Genomic DNA, 26,345 nt, shown 5'->3' with positions numbered 1-26,345 from the left:
GTGAAGAGGGAGAGTTGCCAAAATGAAACGCGTGACGACAGCAGCGGTACTCGGCATGGCGGTCGGCGCGGCATTCGCCCAGCAGGGCGACGGCACGCGCGCGTCGGCCACGGCCAATATCTTCAAGCCGAACAAGGTCGAGGCGACACCGGAGCGCATGCGCGCCATCAAGGCCCCGAACGGCTTCACGGTCACGCCCTTCGCGACCGGTTTGAAGAACGCCCGCATCATCGCGGTGGCGCCGAACGGCGACATCTACGTGAGCCGGCGCGACCAGGGCGATGTGCTGCTGCTGAAGGATGCCAACGGCGACGGCCGCGCGGACGGCGCGCCGATCGAGGTCGCCAACCGCGCCGGCGCCCACGGCATGGCGATCAAGGACAACAAGTTCTACCTCGTCACCGTCAAGGAACTGTTCGTCGCCGACGTCAAGCCGGACGGCCGCCTGGGCGAACTGAAACTCCTGATCGGCGACCTGCCGGATTCCGGCCAGCACCCGAACCGCACCATCGCGGTCGGACCGGACAATATGCTCTACCTCACCGTGGGCAGCACCTGCAACACCTGCAACGAAAGCAATCCGGAAAACGCCACCATCCTGCGCGTCTCCCCCGACGGCAAGCAGCGCAGCATCTTCGCCTCCGGCCTGCGCAACACCATCGGCTTCGACTGGCATCCGCAGACCGGCGAACTGTGGTCTTTTGACCATGGCATCGACTTCCTCGGCGACGAACAGCAGCCGGAAGAGGTCAACAAGATCGAGATGGGCAAGATGTACGGCTGGCCCCACGTCTACGGCGGCGGCGAGATCTACCCGCAGAGCACCCCGGTGGGAGAAATCAAGAAGGAAGAGTGGAAGGCCAGGAGCACACCGATGGTGCTCGGCTACACCGCCCACGCGGCCCCGATGCAGATGGTGTTCGGCCACCGCGGCGGCTTCCCGGCCGAATATGCGAACGACGCCTTCGTCACCATGCGCGGCTCCTGGAACCGCGCCCAGCCTTCCGGCTACGAGATCGTGCGGGTGCGCTTCGCGAACGGCCAGGCGCAGTCGGTCGAACCCTTCGTCACCGGCTTCCTCACGGACGGCGGCAAGACCCACATCGCCCGCCCGGTCGGCCTGGCCTGGGCCAAGGACGGTTCGCTGCTGATGGCGGACGACGCCAACGGCGTGATCTACCGCATCGCCCACAGTACCGGCAAACCCGGCAATCTGACCGCCATGGCGCCTGCCGGCCCGATGCAGCAGCAGGCCAACAAGGGCAACGGCGTGCCGCTGGCGAACAAGCGCGCGGAGACCCAGTCGCAAGGCACGCTCACGGTGAGCTCCCCGAGCTTCAAGGCCGGCAGCGCGATGGACCAGAAGTACAGTGAGTATGCCGACGGCGTCTCCCCAGCCCTCACCTGGAAAGCGGTGCCGAACGCGAAGTCCTACGCCATCATCATGGAAGACCCGGATGCGACACCTAGCACGCCCTTCGTGCACTGGCTGGCCTGGAATATCCCGGCCGAGGTCACCAGCCTGCCCGAGGGCCTGCAGGAGCAGCCGCGCCTGACCGATCCGGAGGGCGTGCTCCAGGGCCGCAACACGCGCGGCTCGACGGGCTACTTCGGACCCAAGCCGCCGGTGGGCGACAAGCCGCACCACTACCACTTCCAGGTCTACGCCCTCGACAAGATGCTCGAGGTTCCCTTCGGCGCCGACCGCGACCAGCTGCTGCAAGCGATGCAGGGCCACGTGATCGGCAAGGGAGAAATCATGGGCACCTACGCGCAGAAGCAGAAGCCGCCGAAGTAAGCCCCGGGGCGGCGCGGATCATGGCGCCGCGTCGCCCGCCTTCTCCGCGATCGGCCGTGCGTGGCGCACCAGCGCCACCAGCATCTTGCCCGGTTCTTCGTTGAACATCTCGTGCGCCGAATGCTCGAACCAGACCAGCGCTTTCGACGGCGCTTGCACCTTCTCGAACCATTCGGCCGCCAGGCTGGCCGACACGTTGTAGTCGTGGCGGCCGTTGAGCAGGATGAGCGGGCACCTGAAACGCGTGATCCTGCTGAAGTCCGTCGACACGACCTCCGTCAGCAGGCGTTCGGTCGAGATGTCGTTGGCCTTCCACATGGTGGCCAGGTCGGCGTCCGAATACTCGGGCGCCAGGCGGGCCGCGGCGCCTTCGTGGTCGAAGTTGCGGCGTCCATGCACGGCGCCGCCATAATGGCCCAGCCATTTACGCTGCAGGAAGACGTCGGCCAGCCTGATCGGCCGTCCCGGCGCGGCATAGTCGCCGAGACCTTCCAGCTCGCGCACGGCCTGGGCATTGCCGTCGCGGCGGGCGGCATCGAGGGCAAAGCGCAGGCCGCGCCGCTCGCCTTCCGGCCCATTGGTGGCCTGGCCGGCGCCGATGTAGGCGTGCAGCCACTCCGGATGGCGCTGCGCCACCTCGAGCCCGAGCGTGCTGCCCCAGGAATGGCCGAGCACGAAGATGCGCTCCTTGCCGAACTCGCGGCGCAGCCAGGCGACCATCTCCACCGCATCCTCGACCATGCGCGCGCGCGTGATGGTGGGCGTCACCACGGCCGGATCGTTGGCCGCATAAGTCTTGCCGGCGCCGCGCTGGTCCCACTGCACCACCGTGAAGTAATCCTCCCAGCCGCGCTGGAAGTACCAGCTGGTCGGCATGCTCACATAGCCCGGACCGCCATGGATCATCAGGAGGACGGGATTGCGGCGGTCGACGCCGCGCACCGAGATCCACTGGTCGATGCCGCCGATGCGCACGGCCTGGGTCCGTTCGATGCCCTCCGGCGTGACGATGCGCCGCATGTCGGCGACGATCTTGACCGCTTCGGCGCGGCTCGCGGGTTTCTGTGCGTGGGCCGGAAGGAACACGGCGCACAGGGCCAAGAGGCAGGCAAGACGGGGAAACCGCATGGGGATCCTGAAGAAATGTTGAACGCCATACGATACCGCAAGGCGTACATATCGTCGACTGCCGGGTCCGCTGTCCGCCCTGTCCGCCCATCTGTCCGGGCAGGTATTGACGGACACCGCGGACACAGGGTCCGGCCGCACGATTCCTGTTAAATCAAGTACTTGCAACACTGGCACGGATCATGCATTGACAGCGGCATCCTACGTTGTCATCGAGAAGCCATGATCCGCGATACCTCACAACAAGACGCCGTCCTGACCGCGGCGCCCGTCCACAAGATCAAGCGCCGCGCCCTGTGGGTGGGCGGCCTGGTGGCCGTCGCCGCCGTCACCGCCGCCGTGCTCGGCGCCTGGAGCAGCAGCGAACACTCGGTCAACGAAGCGCGCCTGCGCATCGCCGAAGTCAGCCGCGGCACCCTGGTGCGCGACGCCTCGGTCAACGGCCGCATCGTGGCCGCCGTCAGCCCCACCCTGTACTCGACAGCTCCGGCCACCGTCAACCTGAAGGTGGCGGCCGGCGACACCGTGAAAAAGGGCGACGTGCTGGCCGTGCTGGAGTCGCCCGACCTCACCGATGAACTCAAGCGCGAAGTCTCGAGCTACGAGCAGCTGAAAGCGGAAGTGGCGCGCCAGCAGATCCTGTCGCGCAAGCAGAAGCTGCTGGCCCAGCGCGAAGCCGACACCGCCGAGATCGAACGCCTGTCGGCCCAGCGCACCCTGGAACGCTACGAAGGCGTGGCCCAGGTCGGCATCATCGCCAAGATCGACTACCAGAAGGCGAAGGACGCCCTGAACTCGGCCGAGATCCGCGCCCGCCACGCCACCCAGGCGGCCAACCTGGAGGGCGACGACGTGCAGCTGGCCCTGAAGACCAAGATCAATGAGCTGGAACGCCAGCGCCTGTCGCTGGCCAACGCCCAGCGCCGCGTCGACGAACTCACCGTGCGCGCGCCCGTCGACGGTTTCATCGGCACCCTGAACGTCCAGAACCGCATGGTGGTCGCCGCCAATGCGCCCCTGATGACCCTGGTCGACCTGTCCAAGCTCGAAGTCGAGGTCGAGGTGCCGGAATCCTATGTGGCCGACATCGGCCTCGGGATGAACGCCGAGATCACCCTGCCTTCGGGTAAGGCCACCGGCAAGCTGTCGGCGCTCTCGCCCGAAGTCGTGCGCAACCAGGTGCTGGCGCGCGTGCGCTTCGACGGCGAACAGCCCAAGGGCCTGCGCCAGAGCCAGCGCGTGACCGCGCGCCTGCTGATCGAGGAGCGCCCGAACGTCGTGATGCTGCCGCGCGGCCCCTTCGTCGAAAGCGAAGGCGGACGCTTCGCCTACAAGGTGGACAACGGCATCGCCGTGCGTACCCCGGTCCAGCTGGGCGCCACCAGCATTTCCGCCGTCGAGATCCTGTCGGGCCTCAAGCCCGGCGACAAGGTGGTCATCGCCGGCACGGATACCTTCAACAACGCATCACGCGTCTCGATCAATCGCTGAACAACCTGACAAGACAAACAAGGAGAAACCCATGCTGCGCATGACCAACCTGAGCAAGGTGTACCGCACCCACATGATCGAGACCCACGCGCTGCGCGGCTTCGAGATCGAAGTCAAGCAGGGCGAGTTCGTCACGGTCACCGGTCCTTCCGGTTCCGGCAAGACCAGCTTCCTGAACATCGCCGGCCTGCTGGAGGAATTCACCTCGGGCGAGTACGTCCTCGACGGCGTCAACGTGAAGGGCCTGGACGACGCGGCCAGATCTCGCCTGCGCAACGAGAAGCTCGGTTTCATCTTCCAGGGTTTCAACCTGATCCCCGACCTGAACCTGTTCGACAACGTCGACGTCCCCCTGCGCTACCGCGGCTTCAACGCCAAGGAGCGCAAGGAGCGGATCGAGGACGCGCTGTCGAAAGTCGGCCTGGCTTCGCGCATGAAGCACTTCCCGGCCGAGCTGTCCGGCGGCCAGCAGCAGCGCGTGGCGATCGCGCGCGCCCTGGCCGGCAGTCCAAAACTGCTGCTGGCCGACGAACCGACCGGTAACCTGGATACCCAGATGGCGCGCGGCGTGATGGAGCTGCTGGAAGAGATCAACGCGGCCGGCACCACCATCCTGATGGTGACCCACGACCCGGAACTGGCCGTGCGCACCCACCGCAACGTGCACATCATCGACGGCCAGGTCTCGGACCTGGTGCGCAAGGGCCCGACCCTGGTCGACAAGGCCACGGCATAAGGAGCACGGCGCCATGTTCTCCTACTACTTCAAGCTCGGCGTGCGCAGCCTGCGCCGCAACCCGGCGCTGACCGCGCTGATGGTGCTGACCCTGGCCATCGGCGTGGCCGCCAGCGTCTCCACGCTCACCATCCTGCACGTGATGTCGGGCGACCCGATTCCCGAGAAGAGCGACCGCCTGTTCGTGCCGCTCGTCGACAACGGCCAGATAGAAGGCTGGGTGCCGAGCGACGGCCGCAACGACGACCAGCTGGGCTATATCGACGCCGCCAACTTCCTCAAGAGCGGCCAGGGCGAACGCCGCACCGCCATGTACGGCGTCATGCGTCCGGTCGAGCCGCCGCGTACCGACATCCCGGCCTTCAACGCGTCCGGCATGGCGCCGACCCGGGACTTCTTTGCGATGTTCAACGTGCCCTTCCTGCACGGCCAGGCCTGGACCGAGGGTGACGACACCCGCGGCGCCGACGTGGTCGTGCTCGGCCGCGAGACCGCCGAGAAGCTGTTCGGCGATGCGAACCCGGTCGGCAAGCAGCTGCGCATCGGCGGCTTCCCCTATACCGTGGTCGGCGTGACCGATACCTGGGCGCCGGTGCCGCGCTACTACAAGCTGATCGGCGGCAGCCGCTTCGGACAGGGCGAGGAATTCTTCATTCCCTTCTCGAATGCGCTGCGCCACGAGATGGGCCACAACGGCAGCATGAGCTGCAACGCCAACCGCGACCCCGGCTTCGCCAACCTGCTGCTGTCGGAATGCACCTGGATCCAGTTCTGGTTCGAGACCAAGTCAAGCGCCGACCGCGCCGAGCTGCAGTCCTGGCTCGACAACTACGCCAACGACCAGCGCACGCTCGGCCGCCTGAAGCGCAATGCGCCGAACGATCTGTACAACGTGATGGAGTGGATGGAACAGATGAAGGTCGTCGGCAACGACAGCAAGCTGCAGGCCTGGCTGGCGTTCGGCTTCCTGATCCTCTGCCTGGTGAACACCGTCGGCCTGCTGCTGGCGAAATTCTCGGTGCGCGCCGCCGAGATCGGCGTGCGGCGCGCGCTGGGCGCCTCGCGCGCCGACGTGTTCAAGCAGTTCCTGATCGAGACCGGCGTGGTCGGCCTGGTGGGCGGCCTGCTGGGCCTGGTGCTGGCCTTCGGCGCCCTGGCCTTGATCGGCATGCAGAGCCGCGGCATGGCGATCGTCGCACGCATGGACTGGCAGATGCTGCTGCTGACCTTCGTCATGTCGGTGCTGGCGGCCCTCCTCGCCGGCCTGCTGCCGACCTGGCGCGCCTGCCAGGTGACGCCGGCCATCCAGCTCAAGTCGCAATGACGCACCCTTGACAAGAACGAGAGACCATCATGGAAATCCGTCCCATCCTGTCCGCCCTGTTGCGGAACAAAACCGGTCCGATCCTGGTTGCGCTGCAGGTCGCGCTGAGCCTGGGTATCCTGGCCAACGCCCTGCACATCGTCGAAGAGCGGCGCGCCGTGGCGGCGCGTCCTTCCGGCCTGCTCGATGAAGCCTCCACCTTCTACTTCCAGGTGCGCAACCTGAACACCGACGGCCCCGAACAGATGCTGGCCACGATCCGGCGCGAGACCGAGGTCCTGCGCGCGGTGCCGGGCGTGGCCTCGGTGGCCCAGGTGTCGCAGATGCCGCTGTCGCGCAGCGGCAGCAACAACAGCGTGGCCGTCGACCAGGGCCAGGAACGCGAAACCGCGGTCGCTTCGCAGTACGTGTCCGGCGACTCCCTGATCAAGACCTTCGGCCTGAAGCTGGTCGAGGGCCGCGACTTCCTCCCGGGCGAGATCGTCGAGGTCAACGAGAACGAGCAGCGCGAGCTGCCCAAGCAGGTCATCGTCACCAAGGCCCTGGCCGAGAAGATGTGGCCCGGCGCCTCCACCGCGATCGGCAAGCAGGTCTGGTTCGGCACCGGCGACGGCGCCCTGTCCTCGCAGGTCGTGGGCGTGGTCGAGCGTCTACAGTCGGCCCACGGCGAAATGGGCGAACGGGCCGAATTCGCCACTATCGTCCCGGCGCGCGTGTATGGCCGCCCCGGCAATATGTATGCGATCCGCACCGAGCCCGGCCAGCGCGACCGCGTCATCAAGGAAGCCGAGGAGGCGCTGCGCAAGTCCTCCGCCACGCCGGTCATCATGCAGGCCAAAACGGTCGAGGAAGACCGCAAGAACCGCTATCGCGCCGACCTGGCCCTGTCGTGGATGCTGATCACGGTGAGCGTCCTGCTGCTGCTCGTCACCAGCAGCGGCATCGTCGGCATGGCCAGCCTTTGGGTCACCCAGCGCCGCAAGCAGATCGGCGTGCGCCGCGCCCTGGGCGCCCGCAAGCTCGACATCCTGCGCTACTTCATCCTTGAAAACTTCATGATCACCAGCGCCGGCGTGTTCGGCGGCGTGCTGTTCGGGCTGAGCCTGAACCACCTCTTGGTGACGAAGCTCGAGATGGCGCGCCTGCCCGTGCATTACCTGGTGGGCGGTGCGGTGGTGTTCTGGGCGCTCGGCATCCTGGCCGCCTACGGCCCGGCATGGCGCGCGGCCAGCATTTCGCCGGCGACCGCGACCCGCAGTGCCTGATGTGTTTGCAGCAATGATATGCTTGTCGCCATGCCCACTGTACTGATCATCGACGACAACGCCGCGGTCGCCATCGCGCTCGAGGTCCTGTTCTCCCTCCACGACATCGCCTCGCTGCGCGCGGCGTCCCCGAGCGAGGGGCTGGCCATCCTCGAGCGCGAGTCGGTGGACCTGGTCATCCAGGACATGAACTTCACGGCCGACACGACGTCGGGCGAGGAAGGCGTGACCCTGTTCCGCGAGATCCGCAAGCGCCACCCGGACCTGCCGGTCATCCTGCTCACGGCCTGGACCCACCTGGACGCGGCCGTGGAGCTGATCAAGGCCGGCGCCGCCGACTACCTGTCGAAACCCTGGAACGACGAGCGCCTGCTCACCACGGTCACGAACCTGATCGAGCTGGGCCAGGCCAACCGCGCCCTCAACCAGCGCCTGCAGCGCGAACGCAAGGCCAAGCGCGAGCTGGAGCAGAACTTCGACCTGCGCGGCCTGGTGTGGCAGGACCCGGCCACCGAACGCGTGCTCACCCTGGCCTGCCAGGTGGCGCGCGCCGACGTGCCGGTCCTGATCACGGGCCCGAACGGCACCGGCAAGGAACGCATCGCCGAGATCATCCAGGCCAACTCGCAGGTGGCGAACGGGCCCTTCGTGGTGCTCAACTGCGGCGCCCTGCCCTCCGAGCTGATCGAGGCCGAGCTGTTCGGGGCCGATGCCGGCGCCTATACCGGCGCCTCGAAAGCGCGCGAAGGCAAGTTCGAGGCGGCCGACGGCGGCACCCTCTTCCTCGACGAGATCGGCAACCTGCCGCTGGCCGGGCAGATGAAGCTCCTGCGCGTGCTGGAGACCGGCCGCTTCGAACGCCTGGGCTCGAACCGCGAGCGCCAGGTCAAGGTGCGCGTGATCAGCGCCACCAATGCCGACCTGTCCGCCATGATCCGCGCCGGGACCTTCCGCGAAGACCTGTTCTACCGCCTCAACGTGATCGAGCTGCGCCTGCCGCCACTCGCCGCCCGTCCGGGCGACATCCTGCCCCTGGCCCTGTCCTTCCTGCGCGGGAAGACCCTGCACCCGCTTGCCGAGAGCGCCCTGCTGGCCCACAACTGGCCCGGCAATGTGCGCGAGCTGAAGAACGTGATGGCGCGCGCCAGCCTGCTGGCGCAGGGCGCGGTGATCAAGGCGGCCGACCTCGGCCTGCCGCTGGCCGTCGGCAACAGCCACGATGCGGAACCCGACCGCGAGGCCATCGTGCAGGCCCTGGCCCGCGCCAATGGCGTGGTGGCCCAGGCGTCCGCCGAACTCGGACTGTCGCGCCAGGCCCTGTACCGGCGCATGGAGCGGCTCGGCATCGCACGCACGGCATGAGCGCGGAGCGCAGGGGCTTTCGGCTCTCGCTGGTCACGCGCTGGTCGGCGCTGGTCGGCACCCTGCTCGCGCTCGGCATCCTGATCGCCCTCGGCCTGGACCACCTCTTCCCCGGCCAGCCCGTGCTGGTGTTCTGCGCCTGCCTGCTGGCCATCGTCCCGATCGCCATCATCACCATCCGCTCGCAGATCCAGCCCATCCTGTCGCTGTTCCGGGCGCTGGAGGGCACGGTGACGAGCTACCGCGACGGCGACTTCTCCTTCAGCCTGCACTGGCCGCAGAACGACGAGCTGGCCGACCTGATCGCCGCCCACAACGAACTCGGCAAGGTGCTGCGCGAGCAGCGCCTCGGCCTGGTGCAGCGCGAGCTGCTGCTCGACACCATGGTCCAGAACACGCCGGTGGCCATGCTGCTGGTAACGAACTCCGGCGCGGGCAGCGGCGCCATCGTGTACGCCAACCTGGCCGCGCGCCAGCTGCTCTCCGAAGGCCGCAAGCTGGAGGGCCACCATCTGGGCGAGGTGCTCGAACATGCGGCGCCGGCCCTGAGGGAAGCGCTGGCGCGCGGCGGCGACGGCCTGTTCACGGCCGGCGAGGCCGAGGACGAAGAGGTCTACCACCTGGCGCGCAGCAGCTTCACCCTGAACGGCCGCCGCCACGAACTGCTGCTGCTGCGCCACCTCACCACCGAGCTGCGGCGCCAGGAAGTGCAGACCTGGAAGAAGGTGATCCGCGTGATCAGCCATGAACTCAACAACTCGCTGGCGCCGCTCGCCTCGCTGGCGCATTCCGGCGCGGAGCTGGTGCGGCGCGGCCAGACCGAGCGCCTGCCGCAGATCCTGCAGACCATCGGCGAGCGCACCCGCCACCTCGAGACCTTCATCCTCGGCTACGCACGCTTCGCCAAGCTGCCCACGCCGCGCCTGGAACCGACGCCCTGGGACGCGTTTGTCGGCCGGCTGGCCGACCAGGTGGCCTTCCGCCTCGCCGGCGAGCTGCCCTCGGCGCCGGCCTGGATCGATGCGGCACAGATGGAACAGGCCCTGCTCAACCTGCTCAAGAATGCCCACGAATCGGGCTCCGCGCCTGAGGACGTCGAGCTGGACGTCCGGCGCGTGCAGGACGCCCTGCGCATCGACGTGCTGGATCGCGGCGCCGGCATGAGCGACGCCGTCCTCGCCAACGCCCTCGTACCCTTCTACTCGACCAAGCGCAGCGGCACCGGCCTGGGGCTGGCGCTGGCGCGCGAGATCGCCGAAGCCCACGGCGGGCGCATCCTGCTGTCCAATCGCGAGGGCGGCGGCCTGGCCGTGACCCTCATCCTTCCCCTGATGCCAGGAAGCCCCGCATGAAGATCATCGGCAAGACCACCTCGGTCAACGTCCGCAAGGTCTTGTGGACCTGCGCCGAACTCGGCCTTTCTTACGAACGCGAGGACTGGAACGCCTCGCATGCTGGCTTGAATCCGAATGCGATGGTGCCGGTGCTGGTCGATGGCGACTTCGTGCTGTGGGAGTCGAACACGATCTGCCGCTACCTCTGCGCCAAATTCGGTTCCGCTCTGCTGCCGGCGGATGCCCGGGGCCGCGCGCGCGTGGAGCAGTGGATGGACTGGCAGGCGACCGAACTGAACACGGCCTGGCGCTATGCCTTCATGGCGCTGGTGCGCAACTCGCCGCTCCACCAGGAGCCGGCCCAGATCGAGGCCGGCATCGCTGCGTGGAACCGCCACATCGGCATCCTCGACGCGCAGCTCGGCAAGACCGGCGCCCATGTCACGGGCGAAGAATTCACCCTGGCCGACGTCGTGCTCGGACTGTCGGTCAACCGCTGGATGATGACGCCGATGGCGCGGCCGGACTACCGCCATGTGGCCGCCTATTACGACCGTTTGAACGAACGCCCCGGCTTTCGCGAGTTCGGGCGCAACGGTATCGCGTAGGGTGGGAGGTCCCCCGCCCACGCGTTCAAATACTTCATGAGCCGCTACCACGCATCCGGGAGTTGAACGCGCGGTCGGCGAAGCCGACCACCCTACGGTATCATCCCCCCCATGCCTCCCTCGTACTCCCGCATCGATTCCCGCTTCGCCCAACCCGGCCACCCGCCCGCCACCATCGACGAATTCGACGGCGTGCGCTTCCTGCACCTCGGCACCTCCTGGGTGCAGGGCGCCATGCGCCTGTCCAAGCCGGACGCGATCGAACTCGAATACGTGCAGATGATGATGATGTGGACGCTGTTCCAGGATGCGCCGCGCCGCATCGTCCAGCTGGGCCTGGGCAGCGCCGCGCTGACCAAGTTCTGCTACCGGCGCTTTCCCGAAGCGCGGGTGACGGCGGCAGAGCTGAACCCCAATGTGATCGCGATCTGCCGCGCCCTGTTCGGCCTGCCCGAGAACGACGCGCGCCTGGAGGTACGCGAGATGAACGCCCTCGACTTCGTGCTCGACGCCGACAACCACGGCAAGGCCGACGTGCTGCAGGTCGACCTCTACGACCACGACGCGCGCGGCCCGGTGCTCGACTCGCTCGACTTCTACCAGGGCTGCTACGACTGCCTGGCGAAAGACGGCATCATGACGGCCAACGTCTTCGGGGACTTCAACAGCTACGACAAGAACCTGCTCACCATGCAGCAGGTCTTCGACGCCGTGGTCTGGCTGCCCGAGGTGCACGATGCGAACATCGTGGTCCTCGCCTTCAAGAACGCTCCGCAGATCGACTTCGCCCTGCTATACGAACGTGCCGGCGAAATCCGGCGCCACCTCAACCTGCCGGCCAGGAAATGGGTCGACGGCCTGAAGGAATGGATGCGCGACCACGCCTGATCGACAAGCGCGATTGCCACATTCTCCCCCGCTTGTAAAGCGTCTCCCCTGCCATTTTCGTCAATACGCATAATTTCCAAAAAGTGTTGCGTCCTGCACAGTTGACACTTGTACTTACGGAAATGTTTGCGCAGAATCAATTCGCAGCAGTTATGGGCGGCTTAGTTTTCGTGATGGCGATCTAACTCAATGAAGGGGACAAGATGGTGAATCAAGGGAAGAAACAGGCACTTCTGGTAACGGCACTGGTATCGGCAATGGCTTCGGCCTTCGCGCAGGAAGCAGCGACCAATGCGGCGCAATCCGATACCGCGACGGTGGTGGTGCTGGGCTCACGGACCCAGGCCAAGACGGCGCTGGATACCGCGGTGCCGGTGGGCCTGATCAGCGCGAAAGACCTGCAGACCGCCGGCTCGCTCGAACTGGGCAAGGTGCTGCAGGACCTCGACCCCTCCTTCAATTTCACGACCACCTTCATCAGCGACGGCACCGACATCATCCGTCCGGCCACCCTGCGCGGCCTCGGCCCCGACCAACTGCTGGTGCTGGTAAACGGCAAGCGCCGCCACCAGCAGGCCCTGGTCAACGTGCAGCAGACCGTCGGCCGCGGCTCGGCAGGCACCGACATCAACGCGATTCCCCTCTCTGCCATCCAGTCGATCGAGGTGCTGCGCGACGGTGCGGCCGCGCAGTACGGCTCGGACGCGATCGCCGGCGTGATCAACATCGTGCTCAAGAAAGGCGCCACCGACACCCAGCTCAGCGCCAGCGCCGGCACCACCAAGGAAGGCGACGGCGACACCTACTCGGCCAGCGCGCACAAGGGCCTCGCGCTCGGCGCCGACGGCGGCTACCTGAACCTGTCGGCCGAGTGGCGCGACCGCGACGAGACCAACCGCGCCGGCGTGGACACGGCGCGCGTGAATCCGCCGCGCGTGACCCAGCGCATCGGCGACAGCAAGGCCAAGGACGCCTATGTCTGGATGAACGCCTCGCTGCCGGTCGGCGGGGGCGAGCTGTACACCTTCGGCGGCGCATCGAAGCGCAAGGGCGACTCCTCGGGCTTCTTCCGCTCGGCCGGCGACGACCGCAACGTCCCCAGCATCTACCCGAACGGCTTCCTGCCCAACATCATCACCACCGTCAAGGACGCCTCGCTGGCCCTCGGCTACCGCCACGACCTGACGGGCGACTGGAGCATGGACCTGAGCGTCAACCACGGCCGCAGCGAGCTCGGTTTCCACGAGCGGAACTCGCTCAACGTCAGCTATTTCTACGAGAACGGCAGCTCGCCGCTGGAGGCCGATACCGGCAAGCTGAAGTTCGACCAGACCACCCTGAACCTCGACTTCAAGGGCTCGATGCAGGTGGCCGGCAGCCCGCTCTACATCGGCGCCGGCTTCGAGTGGCGCGAAGATAACTACCAGATCGTCGCGGGCGATCCGGTCTCCTACCAGTACGGCCGTACCAACGATCCGCGCAAGGTGATCCGCAACCAGAACGGCGGCATCGCGGCCTCCGGCATCCAGGGCTTCCCGGGCTATACCCCGGGCACCGAAGTGGACGACGGCCGCCACAATACCGCCTACTACCTCGACGTCGAACGCAAGATCGATGCGCTGTCGCTGGGCGCGGCGGTGCGCCACGAGCGCTACTCGGACTTCGGCAACACCACCATCGGCAAACTCAGCCTGCGCTACGACCCATCGCGCACCGTCGGCCTGCGCGCCAGCGGCTCCACCGGCTTCCGCGCCCCGGGCGTGCAGCAGAAGTTCTACAGCTCGGTGTCGACCAATCTGAACGCCGCCGGCGTGCTGACCGAGACCCTGACCGCGCGCGAGGACAGCCCGGTCACGCGCGCCTTCGGCATCGCGCCGCTGCAGGAAGAAACGTCCAAGAGCGCCAGCATCGGCATGATCCTGCGCCCGACCAGCAACTTCTCGGTGACGGCCGACCTGTACCGCACCAACATCGACGACCGCATCGTGTTCTCGAGCACGATCAGCCCCGAATCGGGCGCCTGCGCGACGGCTGCCGCCTGCCCGATCAAGGCCATCCTCGATCCGCTGCGCGTGGGCCAGGCCCAGTTCTTCACCAATGCGATCGACACCTCGACCACCGGCTTCGACCTGGTGGCGCAGCACACCACGCGCGGACAAGGCTCGACCCTGGTGCTGTCCGGCCAGCTCGGCTTCAACCGCACCAAGGTGAAGGATCGCCACTCGCAGTCCGCGGTGCTCACTGGCGCCCAGCTGTTCGACGACAGCCAGGTGACCCTGATCGAGAAAGGCCAGCCGCGTCAGCACCACGTGGTGGCGGCCGACTACACCACGGGTCCGTGGAATGCGACGGCGCGCGCCAACTACTTCGGCGAAGTCGAAGGCCAGGGCTTTACTCCTGGCTTCATCCAGAAATGGGACGCGAAGTGGATCGTCGACCTGACCGCGCGCTACAGCTTCACGCCGAAACTGAACCTCTCGGTCGGCGTGAACAACCTGTTCGACACCTACCCTACCCGCTGGGATCCGGTCAAGGCCGCCCCGTTCCCGCAACTGGGCTTCACCCACTGCTGGGAGACCTGCCCGTTCGGCATCAATGGCCGCTCGATGTACGCGAAGGTGGATTACGCCTTCTAAGGAAGCGCAGGGCGGGATCGGTTAAGCCGGTCACGCTTTCTTCTTCGGCCCGGCCTTGCCGGGCTTTTTCGCTTTTGGCGGCGGCATCAGGGCCGCCGTCTCGACGATCAGGCGGCGCAAGGCGTCCGGATCGTCGAGCAGCTCGTCGGCAATCGGATAGTCCTTGGCGCCCGGATAGGGCGGCCCTTGCGGCAGGTCCGGCGCCAGCAGGACGGCCGCCTGCGAGGGCTTGATGAACAGACTGTTGTCGCAGGCGAAAGCGACCACGATGCCGTCCAGGTAGAGCGCATACTCGCCAAACATCTTCCTGCTGGTGAGCCGCGCACCCAGGCCGCTCTGTTCGATGATGTAGTCGACGAAATGGCTGTCGGTTGCCATGATTGTCCTCCCTAGCGGCGCTCGCGCCACCACAGCAACAGCATCGCCAGCGCGAACGCGGCGGCAAAGGGCCAGGCGGGGAATGCGCGCGCAGCACCCTCCATGGCCTTGACCGGGGTACGCGCCATGTAGCGCGCCGTCGCGTCGCGGCGCTGCGCGGCTTGCCACTGCGGCCAGTCCTCGGGGGCGTAGATGTAGACCGCATGCTCGCCCGCCTTCGCATCCTTCACATGCAGCCAGCCCGACCGGGCGGGCCAGACGGCCACGCAGGCGGAATCGACCCGCGCCGTCCACGTGCGCGCCAGCTTCAGCTCGGGGAAGTTCACGTCGCCGCTCACGCCGCGCGCGCACAGTTCCATGCGCTGGCCGGGCAGCGGCAGTTCTTCCGGTTCCAGCCATTCGACTTCCCTGGAGAGTTCCACGCCCACGCGGTCCAGCACACCCTGCCACCACAGGGCCAGCGCCCGGGGCTCGGCGATCGCGTGGCGGTGCCATTCCGCGGCGCCCAGCCAGGCAATGCGGCCGTTTTGCCAGGAGCGCGTCCACACCAGATTGTCCGTACCCGTCCATTCGCCGGCGGCGCGTGCGGCCGGGTTGAGCGGCGCCACCGCCAGCTCGAGCGGCCCTTCGGCTTTTGCCTCGGAAGGCTGCGCCTTCAAGGACAGTTGCAGGGAGCGCGACCAGAAAGCCGGATCGTTGGCGTTCCCGCCCAGTACCAGCAGCGGCACGCCGCCGGCGACACGGCCCAGCAGGGCGGAACGTTCCGCAGCGCCCGCGCGCTCGAACCAGGCGGCGTCGGCGAGCAGCAGGTTCGGTTCCTGCATGTTCTCGCGCGGCAGCTCGCTGCGCCTGATATCCCGTCCCAGCACCACCTGCCAGTCGAGCAGTGCGCCGCTGCCGACCAGCAGTTCGTTCAGGGTGCGCAGGTCGAAGGACGGCGCGCCGAAGCGGCCCTCTACGCGCAGGATCGCAGGTGCATGCACCGTCAGCGGCACCGGGCCCTCGGCGATCTTCCTGCCGTCCTTGTCCAGCAGCCGTGCGCGCAGCACCATGCGTTCGGCCAGCGGCGGCATCCAGTCGACCGCCAGGTCGCCCTTGCCGCGCGCTTCGCCGATCGGCTGGCCGTTCTCGGCCAACAACTGCAAATGCGCTTCGGTTTTATCTTCGCGCTGCAGGCGCAGCGTGAAGGTGCGGCCGAGCGCGAGCCGGCGCGGGAAGTCCAGGCGCATGGCGCCGCCCTTGGGCTGTTCCCACTGCAAGGGCAAGGCCGGCAAATCGTTCCATTGCGCGGCGCGCAGGCCGTCTCCCTTTACCGAAAAGCCGCGTACGCCGTCCAGTACCGGCGCCGGCGTTCCCGGCTCCAGCGCGAGCACGCGGCCGCTGTCGCCCGGCACACGCAGGCCGGCGGCGAACAGGCCGAGTGCGATGGCGGCGACCAGTACCAGCAGGGCGTCGATCCATTGACGGCGGCGCGCATACAGGGCAGCGCTCGCGACGCCCGTGGCGCCGATCAGCGCCAGCATCCACATCTCGTTCATTTCGGCGCTCCTTCGCGCCAGGCGCGCAGGAATGGTGTCTCTACCTTGTCGCGCGCCTGCAGCAGCACCTTGCCCTGCCCTGCGCCGGCGCGCAGCCAGGCGCGCAGCACGGGACGGCTGGCTGCGCGGCCGTCAAGCACGTCCTGGATCGCACCCTGGGCTGCCAGGCGCTGCTCGTCGTCCTTGATGTGGGTACGCACCCAGTCGTGGGCGCTGCGCGTCCACAGCGCCGGCAGCGGGCCGTCGTTCGAGAGGGCCTGCACCAGCTGGCGCACGTCTTCCGGCACGCGCTCCTCGCCGCCCTCCTGCGCGCGGCGGTAACTCGCGGTGCCATCCATGTCGCCGCTCATGCGCTTTTCTTCCTTGATCGGCGGCGGCACGAAGGCGGTCTTGTGCAGGTAGACGCGCTCGGCCTGCTGCAGCTCCTTGATCGCTTCCAGTGCCTTGTGCTCGGGCGGCAAGGCCACTTTCGGCGTGATGGCGCGCAGCGCCTTTTCGGCATCCCACATGGCGGCCAGCGCGCGGCGCAGCACCTTCTTGGTCGCCTCGTCATAGAGGGTCGCATTCTCGGCCTCGTCGTGGGCATGGCCGTAGGTGTGCAGGATGTCCTGAGTGCTTCCCTCGCCGGGACCATGGTCTTCGTGGTCGTCGTGGTCGTCCTCGCCATCGGCAAAGAGCGAGGACTCCTCGCCCAGGAACTGGCCATAGCGGCGGCGCAGCGCGCCCTGGTCGGCGGCGATCTTCTGGCTGCGCTCGCGCACCGCGTCCTCGCCCATCTTCGTGCTGCGCATGTCGGCGACCAGCTGCTCGGTATCGATGATGATCTGGCGCTGGCTGCGCAGGCTCTGCGGCTTGACCAGCATCGGCATCGCGGCGCTTTCCTCTTCCGCCTCTTCAGGCGGGGCCGGCAAGCGCAGCGTGTAGGTGGGCGACTGCACCGTGTGCGGCTTCGCCGCATTGTCGACGGCGCGCACGAAGAAGTAGAGTTCGTCCCCCGGCTCCATGCCCAGCTCCGAAAGCGGCCACTGCTTCGACCAGTTGCGCTGTTTCGGATCGGGGCCGGCAGGCAGCGGCATCTCGCGGTCGGTGAAGCGGATGTTCTCGCCGCTGCCGCGCGCCAGCGTCATGTGCAGGGTGGCGCGCCTGATGGCGTAGTCGTCGCGGATCTGCACGCCCATCGCGGCGCTGGTCGCCGTCTCGGAGAGTTCCTGCACCATCTGCGTGGGGGCGGTGATGGCGATCTCGGGCGGCTGGTCGGGAATGACCTTGATCGTGTAGCGGTTGCCGCGCCAGCGCCAGAACACCGATTCGGCAGCAGTCCAGCGCGCGCACTCGCGTCCCGGCTTGAAGACCTGGCCGTTGCTGGCTTCGATGGTCTCTTCCATGGCGCTCGGGTCCATCACGCACCACATGACGAGGGTCTGTTCCGGCACCTGCAGGTCGCGCGGCGTGGTCTCGACGGGCAGCACGCCGGTATAAGCCGGGGGCGCGGTGCGCACGATGACCTGGTTGGTGGCGAGGGTAGCCATCGCAGGCCGCGGGCGGGTCTGCGCCACGGCGCTGCCCTGCGGCGCGCCGCTGCCTGCGAACCAGATGCCGGCGGCCGCGACCGCGCTGCCGAGCAGCCAGGGCGCGCCCGCCTTGATGCGGCCGCGCGCGATGGCGCGCAGCTGCGGCGCCCCCACGCTGGCGTCGATGCGCTCCAGCAGGCGCTTCCTTTGCAGCTGGGCGACCGGCGTCGGCGCGTGCTCGAGCAGCGCGCTGCTGTCTTCCATTTCCGGCACGGCGCCGTCGATCCAGGAGGTCCATTCGATGGCGACGCGGCGCCGCAGCACGGCCCAGTCCCAGGCGCAGAAGGCGCTCCAGGCGATCAGGCCCGGCGCCGAGCGGATGAGCAGCCAGGGCAGCGCGCCCACGATCCACAGGGGCAGGCGGCGCAACTGGGCGGCGCGCCAGACGCGCCGGACGATCTCAGCGCCTTCTTGCATGGCTCAGGATCCTTTCAAGTACGAACAGGGCCACGAGCAGGGCCATCAGGATGCCGCGCAACGCGCCGCTCGGCTCGGGGGCGCGGACGCCGGCGCTGGCTTCGAATACCCGCGCAGGCATGGTGTAGGCCGGTGGCCCGGCATGCAGGCGCTGCCAGTTTTCCAGCAGGGTGCGCGCCGCGTCCGCCGTCTGCGGCGGCCAGCTCGCGGCATGCCAGAGGCGGCCGCGCGGGCTGTCCGCATAATGCAGGCCCGCTGCCTGCGGCGCCTTCTTCAGTTCCGGGAAGGCGCTTGTGTCAGCAACCAGCCACAGGGGCGCGCGCAGAGATGCAGGCGGCGCATCCGGGCGGTCCCAGACGATCAGCGAAGTCGTGGCCCCGGGCGCCTCGTCGAAGACCACGCCCTGGCCGGCGAAGACGCGACGCCAATGGTTGGCTCGTTCGCTGGCGATGTGCACGTGGCGCTCAACTTTCTCGGGCGGGCGCGCCCGCGTGCGCACCTCGATGCGGCGGCCGAACTCCGGCGCCATGGCCGGCATCGGGATGTCGCCCAGCACCAGCAGGCGGGCATCCGGACGCCATTCGCGCTGGTGCGCACGCAGGAAGACAAAGGCCTGCCCCGCCGGCAGCGACAGGCGCTCGGCCTTATCAAGGCCGGCCTGCGCTATTTCGCGTTCTGCCCATGCCGCATCGGTCCCTTGCGCCACCACCACCGTGTCGCCGCGCGAGGGCATGACCGGATCGGCCAGCCAGGCGATCGCGCAGGCCAGCAGCAGGCAGCGCACCAGGAGAAGCAGAAGATCGTTCCAGCGCCATGCGCGCGTCTGGCGCGGTTCCGTGCGCGGCAGGAAGCGGCTGGTCGCCAGCGGCTCGGCCTTGAGCTGCTCGCGCTTCTTGCGGTGCCACCAGACCGGCAGCAGCAGGATGGGCAGCGCCAGCCACCAGAGCCCGTTCATGGACGGCCTCCGGGTTTGCGCAACCACAGGCGCAGCACTTCAGCGGGCGGTTTCTCGATGGTTGCCGCTACCAGCGGAATGTCGGCCTTGCGGCAGCTGGACGTCACCTGGGCGAAGTGTTCCTCACGCGCGCGGCGGTAGCCCTCCTTCAGGTCGGCGCCGAAGCGGAATACGCCGGACGCCTGTTCGGGATCGCGGTAGGCCGCCGCAGGGGAAAAGCTGGCGTCGACCTCGGCCTGGGTCTGCAGGCAGAGCACGCGCACGTCATGGCGCATGCCGCGCAGGCGAATCAATGCCTGCGACAGCGGCGAGGGCCAGTCGAGCAGGTCGCTGGCGGCAAAGATCACGCTGGGAGACTGGGCGAAGTGCAGGCTGGCGCGCAGGGTGTCGGCATCGGGCAGCTCGCCTTCCGGCTGCACGCGGCTCAGCTGCAGCAACACGCGCTGCAACTGGCGCGGGCCGCGCATGACTGGGGTGAACTGGACCTTGGCTCCGTTCAGGACGACGAGACCGAAGGCATCGCCCTGGCGCTGCGCGATGGCCGCCACGCAGCCGAGCACCGTGCGGGCATAGGCCAGCTTGTCCACGCCACCGATCTCGCGGCTGGGTTCCTGCATCGAGGCGCTGGCGTCCAGCAGCAGCCAGACGGCCACATGGCTGTCGCGCTCGGCCTCGCGCACGAAATAGCGGTCGGCGCGCGCCAGCAGCTTCCAGTCGACGCGGCGCCATTCGTCGCCGGGCGCATAGGCCCGGTATTCCGAAAATTCGACGCCCGCCCCGCGCTCGCGCCCGGCGTGGATGCCGTGGCCCAGGCCCGCCAGCACGTGGCGGATCACGAGGTCGAGCTTTTGCGTGTGCGCGATCAGCGCGGTCTTCGCCAGCGACAAGATTAATCGACCCGGATCTCGTTACGCAGGGAGTGCAGGATGTCGGCGATGGCGATGCCGTCGGCCTCGGCCTCGAAGTTGCGCAGCACGCGGTGCGCCAGCACCGGCAGCAGCATGGCCTGGATGTCGTCGCGCGTCACCGCCAGGCGTCCCTGCATCAGGGCGCGCGCCTTCGAGGCCAGCACCAGTGCCTGGCCGGCGCGCGGACCGGCGCCCCAGCCGATGTGCTGCTTCACCGCCGCCACCGTCGTCTCCGATGGGCGCGTCGCGCGCACCAGGCGGGTGGCGTAGCGCAGCAGGTGTTCGCCGATCTCGATGTCGCGCACCAGCTGCTGCAGGCGCAGCAGGTCTTCGACCGACATTGCCGGCTCCGCATCGTCCAGCCCGGCGTGGGTGGTGCGCGAGACCATCAGGACTTCTTCATCTTCCGTCGGGTAAACCACGTCGATGCGCAACAGGAAGCGGTCGAGCTGCGCTTCCGGCAGCGGATAGGTGCCGGCCTGTTCGATCGGATTCTGCGTGGCCAGCACGAAGAAGGGACGCGGCAGCTTATGGGTCGTGCCTGCGAAGGTGACGGCGCGCTCCTGCATGGCCTCGAGCAGGGCCGACTGGGTCTTGGGCGGCGCGCGGTTGATCTCGTCCGCCAGCAGCACCTGGGTGAACACGGGACCCTGCTGGAAGCGGAACACGCGCTGGCGCGTGGTGGTGTCTTCTTCGAGGATCTCGGTGCCGACGATGTCCGAGGGCATCAGGTCCGGCGTGAACTGCACGCGGCGGAACTGCATGTCGGTGGCCTGGGCCAGCGACTTCACGAGCAGGGTTTTGCCGAGCCCCGGCACGCCCTCGACCAGGGCGTGGCCGCCGGCCAGCAGGCAGGTCACCAGCAGGTCGACCACTTCTTCCTGGCCGATGATGACGCGCGCCATGCTCGCCTTGAGGGCGCCAATCTTCGCCGTCAAGCTGGCGATCTGTTCTTCATTCCACGCTTCCGACACTCTTTTAGGCTCCCAACGCATATTGAATGATGTTGACCGCGAAGCGGGTGTTGTCGACCGCGAGGAACCGCTTGTTGCGGAAGTCGTAGTCCCACTCGCATCCGTAGTCCTTGTTCGAGTACAGCAGGCGGATGCGCCCGCCAAACTCGATGGCTTTCAGGTATTCGTGCACCAGGTCGTCGCCCCAGCCATTGAGCTCGCCCCCGGTGGTCGGCGGCCCGTCGAACTTGAAGAAGCAGGAATACAGCGGGTGCGTATTCGGGATCTTCTTCAGGGCGGACGCGCCGAAAATCTTGACCATCTCGGCCTCGAACGATTTCGCGAACAGGCCGTCGATGTCGTGGTTGCAGTCGTCCACGAACACGAAGCCGCCGCCGCGCACGTACTTCTCAAGGTTGCGCCGCTCCGCCGGGGTGAACTGCACCAGCTTGTGTCCCGCGAAATAGCAGAACGGCGCTTCCAGCATCTTCGGATCCGACAGGGCCACGATGCGCTCGGTCGGATCCACCCGCAAGGTGGTGTACTCGACGAGCGAGTTCAGCACGTTGCTGGGCATACGGATATCCACGTCCCAGTCGCCCGATTCGTAGCTCAGGCGCGTGAAGTAGAAATCGTACTTTGCCATCGTGCGAAACCCGCTTTACACCGCGTCGGACAGCGAGGTGAAGTTGAAGTCACGAACCTTCATCGGCGGCAGCACCATCTGGAAAGGCACCTCGTCGCCACCGATGATCTCGGGCTTGCCGAGTTCTTCGATGTTGTTGAGGATGGTGACCGGGCTCTCGTTGAAGCGGAAGTTCTTCACCGCGTGCTTGATCTTGCCGTTCTCGACGTAGAAGGTGCCGTCGCGCGTCAGCCCGGTGAGCAGCAGCGACTGCGGGTCCACCATGCGGATGTACCAGGTACGGGTCACCACGATGCCTTTCTTGGTGCCCGCGATCAGCTCATCGAGCGACTTGGTGCCGCCCGCCATGATCATGTTGCCGTGGCTGGCAGTCGGAGCATTGCCGGTCTTCTGCGCCCAGTAGGGGCTGTAGCCGAGCGAGGCAACGCGGCCGTTCTTGACCAGGTCGGTGCGCTTGCGGGCCAGCATGGTGTTGTCGTCCCATGGGGCGACCGGCACGTCCGGATTCCACGGGTCGGCCCAGATATTGACCTGTTCGTCGAACAGCTTGTCGCCCAGGCGGTTGCCGCCGCCCTTCTTGGCCAGGAAGCTGCGGCCTTCGTCGGCGCTGCGCGCACTGAAGGAACTGAACATATTGCCGAGGATTTCGGACGTCGCGGCCGGCTCGAGGATCACGGTGTAGCGGCCCGGCTCCAGCGCCTTCGCATCGACGGAGCGCAGCGCCTTGTCGATCGCGACCGCCGCGGCTTCGCCCGCGTTGAAGCGGCGTGCATCGTTGGCCGATCGGGTCACCCAGCCCGAACCGCGGCCGTCTTCGGTACGCGCGGTGCAGGTGAAGGAGAGATCGGTGAATTCCTGGAAGCCGAACACGCCCTTCGAGTTGGCGATCGCCGAGAAGCGGGTGCTGTCGGTGAAGAAGCCGGCAGTGACCAGCTTCTTCGCGCGCGCCTGGCCGATCGAGGCGGCCGCCACCTCGGCGCGGTAGTCCGGGTCGATCGCGGCCGTGGCGGGCACGAAGGTCTGGGTGCCGCGGAATTCCTGCGGACCGAAGGCCGGCACGAATTCCGGGTTTTCCGGCGCCAGGCGCGCCAGTTCCTCGGCGCGCCGCACGGCCTTTTCCAGCGACTTGTCATCGAACTCGTTGATCACGGCGGTCCCGGTGCGCTTGCCGAAAGCGACGCGCACGGCCAGTTGGGTATCCTCGGTCAGGCCGGCGGTCGACACGCTGTTGCGCGCGAAACGGATGTTGCCGGTGCGGTTGCCGTCGATCGAGACGCTGCATTCATCGGCTTTCGAAAAACCGATCACGCGGTCGGTGATGCGCTTGGCTTGTTCCTGGTTCAGCTGTTTCATGGTGTCTTCTCCTCAACCGATCTTGCGTGCGGTGTTGATGACGTTGATGCCGTTGAAGCGCGTGGTGCTCGAACCGTGCGAGACCGCGCTGACCTGGCTCGGCTGGCCCTTCCCGTCGAAGAAGGAGCCGCCCATGCGCCAGTCGCGCTCGTCGCAGATCGCGCTGCAGGCATTCCAGAATTCCTGGGTGTTGGCCTGGTAGGCCACGTCTTCGAGGGGGCCGACGATCTTGCCGTTCTTGATCTCGTAGAACAGCGTGCCGCCGAACTGGAAGTTGTAGCGCTGCTGGTCGATCGAGTAGGAGCCGCGGCCCAGGATGTAGATGCCCTTCTTGACGTCCGCGACCATCTCATCTGGTGTAAGCCTTCCTTTGCCCGGCTCCAGCGACACGTTCGGCATGCGCTGGAACTGGATGGTGCTCCAGCTGTCGGCGTAGGAGCAGCCGTGCGATTCCTTCTCGCCGATGATGTGGGCCTGGTCGCGCGTGGCCTGGTAGTTCACCAGCACGCCGTTGCGGATGATGTCCCACTTCCTGGCGCGCACGCCCTCGTCGTCGTAGCCGATCAGACCCAGCGAACCCGGGGTGGTGCGGTCGGCGACGAAGTTCACGCGCTCGGCGCCGTACTTGAATTTCTTCGTTTCCCACTTGTCGAGCGAGGCGAAGCTGGTGCCTGCGTAGTTGGCTTCGTAGCCGAGCACGCGGTCCAGTTCCGTCGGGTGGCCGACGTTCTCGTGGATGGTCAGGAACAGGTGCTCGGGCGAGAGCACCAGGTCGTATTTGCCCGGTTCCACCGATTTCGCGCTGAGCTTCTCGCGCGCCTGCTTGCCGGCCAGGCGAGCATCCTCGATCAGGTCATAGGAATTGGTGTAGAGCGTGGTTACGCCGCCTGCCGCGCGCACCTTGTCGCCCGGCTTGGCGTCGAAATACTCGTAGCCCATCGAGACCGGCGAGCCGAGGCCGGCGCGCGAGCGGAACTTGCCGCTGGCCTTGTCGACGGCGGTCGCGTTGATCGGCGCCCACAGGCGATGGATGTCCTGGTCGATGTAGGAGCCGTCGGTGGAGGCGAAGTACTTCTGCTGGTTGATCTGGAACAGCGAGCCGGTCATGAAGGTCGCGCCGGCGTCCAGGCCCGCCTTGTTGGCGGCGATCAGCATGTCGGCCTTTTCCTTGACCGGAATGCCGCGCCAGTCCTTCTTCATCGGCGTGGCCCAGGCCACTTCGCCCACGCCCTTCACGGGCGCCAGGCGGACCGGTTCGGTCTGCAGCTTGGCATTGGCCTTGGCGATGGCGACGGCCTGGCGCGCGGCTTCGGCGACGCCATCCGCGCTCATGTTGTTGGTCGATGCGAAACCGTAGGCGCCATTGGCGATCACGCGCACGCCGACGCCGCTCGACTCGGTATTGCTGATGTTCTCGACGTTCAGGTCGCGCGTGACGATGAACTGGTTCAGGTAGCGGCCGATGCGCACGTCGGCATAGCTGGCGCCGGCCTTGGTGGCGGCGTTCAGCGCGACGTCGGCGATGGCCTTTTTCGCGCTCGCAGCCATGGGGTTGAGCAGCTCTTCGGCGGCGATGGCGTTGCCGAAGACGGGGACCAGCATGGCGCCCGCGGTGCCGGCGCCGATTTGGAGGAATTTACGACGTTCCATGTGAGTTTCCGTATGAATGCGCGGGGCGGCCAGCCGTGCCGGCGGCCCCGCATGGGCGGCGGCTTAAACCGCGTCCGACAGCGAAGTGAAGTTGAAATCGCGGATCTTCATCGACGGAATCAGCATCGAGTAGTTCGCCTCGTCGCCGCCGATCACGATCGGCTTGCCGATCTCCTCGATGTTGTTCAGCATCGACACCGGGCTCTCGTTGAAACGGAAGTTCTTGATCGGGTGCTTGACCTTGCCGTTCTCGATGTAGAAAGTGCCGTCGCGGGTCAAGCCCGTCACCAGCACCGACTGCGGGTCGACCATGCGGATGTACCAGGTGCGGGTCACCAGCACGCCCTTTTTGGTGCTGGCGATCAGCTCGGAGGTAGCCTTGTCGGTGCCGGCCATGATGATGTTGCCGGCGCTGCCGATGGCGCGCTGGCCCTTCTGCTTGGCCCAGTACTGCGAGTAGTTCAGCGCATTGATGCGGCCATCTTTCACTAAGTGGGTCCGTTCGCGCGGCAGCATATTGCCGTCCCACGGCAGCACCGGCACATCCTTGTCCCAGGGGTCGGACCAGATGTTGACCTGCTGGTCGAACAGCTTGTCGCCCAGGCGGTTGGCGCCGCCTTTCTTCGACAGGAAGCTGCGGCCCTCGTCGGCCATGCGGGCATTGAAGCCGCCGATCATGAAGGTCAGCAGGTCGCTGGTGGCGGAAGGCTCCATCACCACGGTGTAGCGGCCCGGCTCGAGGGCCTTGGCGTCCACCGAGCGCAGCGCCTTCTCGATGGCGATGTCGGCCGCTTCGCGCGGGTCGAATTTGGCCACGTCGCGCGCCGAGCGCTTGACCCAGCCCGAACCGCGGCCGTCTTCGGTACGCACGGTGCAGGTGAAGTCGAGCGAGGTGGCGACCTGGTGGCCGAACACGCCATTCGAGTTGGCCACGGTTTCGAAGGTCGAGCGGTCGGTGAAAAAGCCGGCCGAAACCAGGCCCTTCTTGCGGCAGGCTTCCATCGCGTAGGCGGCGGCCTGGGCGCGGAATTCCGGGTCGATGTCGGCGGTGCGCTGGACAAAGGTCTCGGACGGCTTGTAGGCGGTCTTGGCGATCGCCGGCATGAATTCCGGATTCTCCGGCGCCAGGCGCGCCAGGTCCTCGGCGCGGCGCACGGCCTTCTCCAGCGACTTGTCGTCGAACTCATTGATGGTGGCGGTGCCCTGGCGCTTGCCGAAGGCGACCTGCACCTGGATCTGCGTGTCGTCCGACAGGCCGGCGGTCGACACGGCATTGCGCGCGAAGCGGATGTTGCCGATGCGCGAGCCTTCGATGCTGACGGTGCACTCGTCGGCTTTCGACAGCGACATGACGCGGTCGGTGATGCGCTTGGTTTGGTCTTGGGTCAGGATGCTCATGGTTGCCT

At 67.1% G+C, this 26,345-nt stretch carries 21 protein-coding genes; 10 read left to right on the top strand and 11 right to left on the bottom strand.

From position 1 onward, the window contains the following. The first annotated feature begins 22 nt into the window (after window positions 1-22). Window positions 23-1,798: a YbhB/YbcL family Raf kinase inhibitor-like protein gene (locus tag ACQ7JA_RS23190; RefSeq protein WP_430902069.1), complete on the top strand. Its 1,776-nt coding sequence runs from the start codon at window positions 23-25 to the stop codon at window positions 1,796-1,798. An 18-nt stretch (window positions 1,799-1,816) separates the two neighbouring features. Here ACQ7JA_RS23190 and ACQ7JA_RS23185 read toward each other — a convergent pair whose 3' ends face one another. Next, a complete protein-coding gene (locus ACQ7JA_RS23185) occupies window positions 1,817-2,926 on the bottom strand; it encodes an alpha/beta fold hydrolase (protein ID WP_430902068.1) in 1,110 nt (369 codons plus the stop codon). A gap of 222 nt (window positions 2,927-3,148) precedes the next feature. Between ACQ7JA_RS23185 and ACQ7JA_RS23180 the strand changes: the two genes are divergently transcribed. The 9 genes from ACQ7JA_RS23180 to ACQ7JA_RS23140 all read left to right on the top strand — a co-directional run bounded on the left by ACQ7JA_RS23180 (window position 3,149) and on the right by ACQ7JA_RS23140 (window position 14,570). Further along, window positions 3,149-4,417 carry an efflux RND transporter periplasmic adaptor subunit gene (locus ACQ7JA_RS23180; protein WP_430902067.1) on the top strand — a complete coding sequence of 423 codons (1,269 nt, stop codon included), beginning with the start codon at window positions 3,149-3,151 and terminating at the stop codon, window positions 4,415-4,417. A 31-nt stretch (window positions 4,418-4,448) separates the two neighbouring features. After that, entirely contained in the window at window positions 4,449-5,153 is a 705-nt protein-coding gene (locus ACQ7JA_RS23175) for an ABC transporter ATP-binding protein (protein WP_258826471.1), read from the top strand. Window positions 5,154-5,166: 13 nt separating this feature from the next. Continuing rightward, window positions 5,167-6,477, top strand: coding sequence for an ABC transporter permease (locus ACQ7JA_RS23170; protein WP_430902066.1), 1,311 nt, complete (start codon window positions 5,167-5,169; stop codon window positions 6,475-6,477). A gap of 29 nt (window positions 6,478-6,506) precedes the next feature. Continuing rightward, window positions 6,507-7,742 (top strand): ABC transporter permease, encoded by a 1,236-nt coding sequence (locus ACQ7JA_RS23165; RefSeq protein ID WP_430902065.1) that lies wholly within the window; start codon window positions 6,507-6,509, stop codon window positions 7,740-7,742. A 30-nt stretch (window positions 7,743-7,772) separates the two neighbouring features. Then, window positions 7,773-9,104, top strand: a complete 1,332-nt coding sequence (locus ACQ7JA_RS23160; RefSeq protein WP_430902064.1) for a sigma-54-dependent transcriptional regulator — start codon at window positions 7,773-7,775, stop codon at window positions 9,102-9,104. Beyond that, window positions 9,101-10,456, top strand: a complete 1,356-nt coding sequence (locus ACQ7JA_RS23155) for a sensor histidine kinase (protein WP_430902063.1) — start codon at window positions 9,101-9,103, stop codon at window positions 10,454-10,456. The genes ACQ7JA_RS23160 and ACQ7JA_RS23155 overlap by 4 nt, the downstream gene beginning before the upstream one ends. Next, a complete protein-coding gene (locus tag ACQ7JA_RS23150) occupies window positions 10,453-11,046 on the top strand; it encodes a glutathione S-transferase family protein (protein WP_430902062.1) in 594 nt (197 codons plus the stop codon). The genes ACQ7JA_RS23155 and ACQ7JA_RS23150 overlap by 4 nt, the downstream gene beginning before the upstream one ends. Before the next feature lie 111 nt (window positions 11,047-11,157). Further along, window positions 11,158-11,934, top strand: a complete 777-nt coding sequence (locus ACQ7JA_RS23145; protein WP_430902061.1) for a spermidine synthase — start codon at window positions 11,158-11,160, stop codon at window positions 11,932-11,934. Between the two features lie 257 nt (window positions 11,935-12,191). Then, complete coding sequence (locus tag ACQ7JA_RS23140) at window positions 12,192-14,570, top strand: TonB-dependent receptor plug domain-containing protein (protein ID WP_430902060.1); 2,379 nt, start codon at window positions 12,192-12,194, stop codon at window positions 14,568-14,570. A gap of 30 nt (window positions 14,571-14,600) precedes the next feature. On the opposite strand, the gene ACQ7JA_RS23135 is transcribed toward ACQ7JA_RS23140, so the two are convergent. The 10 genes from ACQ7JA_RS23135 to ACQ7JA_RS23090 form a co-directional block, all read right to left on the bottom strand. After that, window positions 14,601-14,948 (bottom strand): TfoX/Sxy family protein, encoded by a 348-nt coding sequence (locus ACQ7JA_RS23135; RefSeq protein ID WP_430902059.1) that lies wholly within the window; start codon window positions 14,946-14,948, stop codon window positions 14,601-14,603. 11 nt (window positions 14,949-14,959) lie between these two features. Further along, window positions 14,960-16,486, bottom strand: a complete 1,527-nt coding sequence (locus ACQ7JA_RS23130; RefSeq protein WP_430902058.1) for a hypothetical protein — start codon at window positions 16,484-16,486, stop codon at window positions 14,960-14,962. Further along, entirely contained in the window at window positions 16,483-18,474 is a 1,992-nt protein-coding gene (locus ACQ7JA_RS23125; protein WP_430902057.1) for a DUF4175 family protein, read from the bottom strand. The genes ACQ7JA_RS23130 and ACQ7JA_RS23125 overlap by 4 nt, the downstream gene beginning before the upstream one ends. After that, window positions 18,458-19,429, bottom strand: coding sequence for a BatA domain-containing protein (locus ACQ7JA_RS23120; protein ID WP_430902056.1), 972 nt, complete (start codon window positions 19,427-19,429; stop codon window positions 18,458-18,460). The genes ACQ7JA_RS23125 and ACQ7JA_RS23120 overlap by 17 nt, the downstream gene beginning before the upstream one ends. Beyond that, window positions 19,426-20,316 carry a DUF58 domain-containing protein gene (locus ACQ7JA_RS23115; protein ID WP_430902055.1) on the bottom strand — a complete coding sequence of 297 codons (891 nt, stop codon included), beginning with the start codon at window positions 20,314-20,316 and terminating at the stop codon, window positions 19,426-19,428. Before ACQ7JA_RS23115 ends, ACQ7JA_RS23120 begins: the two co-directional genes overlap by 4 nt. Window positions 20,317-20,318: 2 nt before the next feature. Continuing rightward, a complete protein-coding gene (locus ACQ7JA_RS23110; RefSeq protein ID WP_430902054.1) occupies window positions 20,319-21,275 on the bottom strand; it encodes an AAA family ATPase in 957 nt (318 codons plus the stop codon). Between the two features lie 40 nt (window positions 21,276-21,315). Continuing rightward, window positions 21,316-21,936, bottom strand: coding sequence for a DUF4159 domain-containing protein (locus ACQ7JA_RS23105; RefSeq protein ID WP_430902053.1), 621 nt, complete (start codon window positions 21,934-21,936; stop codon window positions 21,316-21,318). Window positions 21,937-21,951: 15 nt separating this feature from the next. Then, window positions 21,952-23,289 (bottom strand): TldD/PmbA family protein, encoded by a 1,338-nt coding sequence (locus tag ACQ7JA_RS23100; protein WP_430902052.1) that lies wholly within the window; start codon window positions 23,287-23,289, stop codon window positions 21,952-21,954. Between the two features lie 12 nt (window positions 23,290-23,301). Further along, on the bottom strand, window positions 23,302-24,939 hold the full coding sequence (locus tag ACQ7JA_RS23095) for a TldD/PmbA family protein (RefSeq protein WP_430902051.1): 1,638 nt from the start codon (window positions 24,937-24,939) through the stop codon (window positions 23,302-23,304). A gap of 63 nt (window positions 24,940-25,002) precedes the next feature. After that, window positions 25,003-26,337: a TldD/PmbA family protein gene (locus tag ACQ7JA_RS23090; RefSeq protein WP_430902050.1), complete on the bottom strand. Its 1,335-nt coding sequence runs from the start codon at window positions 26,335-26,337 to the stop codon at window positions 25,003-25,005. Between the last annotated feature and the right edge of the window lie 8 nt (window positions 26,338-26,345).

The sequence above is a fragment of the Massilia sp. BKSP1R2A-1 genome, assembly GCF_050586525.1.
In the GTDB taxonomy this organism is placed as follows: domain Bacteria; phylum Pseudomonadota; class Gammaproteobacteria; order Burkholderiales; family Burkholderiaceae_D; genus Telluria.
Note: the sequence above shows the minus strand (reverse complement) of the source record. Positions and strands in the feature narration are given on the sequence as shown.